Origin of the sequence: Streptococcus sp. GMD1S, assembly GCF_000296875.1 — a bacterium.
Classification (GTDB): Bacteria; Bacillota; Bacilli; order Lactobacillales; family Streptococcaceae; genus Streptococcus.
Genome location: NZ_AJQY01000477.1, coordinates 1 through 1178, shown reverse-complemented (window position 1 = coordinate 1178; position 1178 = coordinate 1). Strand labels below are relative to the sequence as shown.

Annotated in this window: 1 protein-coding gene; it reads right to left on the bottom strand. The window is 44.9% G+C overall.

Annotated features, from left to right (window positions below; genetic code table 11):
• On the bottom strand, positions 1 to 1178 hold a 1178-nt coding region (locus tag GMD1S_RS12525), incomplete at both ends, for an SHIRT domain-containing protein (protein ID WP_000474886.1).

The following is a 1178-nucleotide window of genomic DNA, read 5'->3' as shown; positions in this document are numbered from 1 at the left end:
GTAAATTCCCAAGTACCGACGAAGTGGGCATCCGCTCCATTGATGGTTTCTGATGCTTTGTCATAGGACTTAAAGCTCCATGTGCCTTCTGCAGTCTTAACCTCTGTTTGACTTGGTTGCGTTGGTGTTGCTTGACTTCCATCTTTCAAGTTTGTTTGGTCTGCCGGAAGCAAGGTTTTCACTTCTTGCGGAAGTTCTTTTCCTGGCGTTCCGCTGACAAACTCATGAACCGCTTTATGAGTCACTGTTGGAACTGGAGTTGCTGTAAATTCCCATGTACCTACAAACTTAACATCTGCTCCATTGATGGTTTCAGATGTCTTGTCATAAGACTTGAAGCTCCAGGTACCTTCTGCTGTCTTAACTTCTGTTTGACTTGGTTGCGTTGGCGTTGCTTGACTGCCATCTTTCAAGTCTGTTTGGTCTGATGGAAGCAGGGATTTCACTTCTTGTGGAAGTTCTTTACCTGGAGTTCCGCTGACAAACTCGTGAGTTGCCTTATAGGTTGGGGATGGGGTGAATTCCCATGTACCTACAAACTTAACATCTGATCCATTAATTGTTTCCGATGTCTTATCGTAGAACTTGAAGCTCCAGGTACCTTCTGCTGTCTTCACTTCTGTTTTACTTGGTTGCGTTGGAGTTACTTTGTTGCCATCTTTCAAGTCTGTTTGGTCTGCTGGAAGCAAGGTTTTCACTTCTTGTGGAAGTTCTTTTCCTGGCGTTCCGCTGACAAACTCGTGAACTGCTTTATGAGTCACTGTTGATGCTGGGCTCGCTGTAAATTCCCATGTTCCTACAAACTTAACATCTGAACCGTTGACAGTCTCTGAAGTCTTGTCGTATGACTTGAAGCTCCATGTGCCTTCTGCTGTCTTAACTTCCGTTTTACTTGGTTGTGTTGGAGTTACTTGGTTGCCATCTTTCAAGTCTGTTTGGTCTGCTGGAAGCAGAGTTTTTACTTCTTGTGGAAGTTCTTTTCCTGGAGTTCCGCTGACAAACTCGTGAGTTGCCTTATGAGTCACTGTTGGCGCTGGAGTGAATTCCCAAGTACCGATAAAGTGGGCATCTGCTCCATTAATAGTTTCAGATGTCTTGTCATAGGACTTGAAGCTCCATGTGCCTTCTGCTGTCTTCACTTCCGTTTTACTTGGCTGAGTTGGAGTCGCTTGACTACC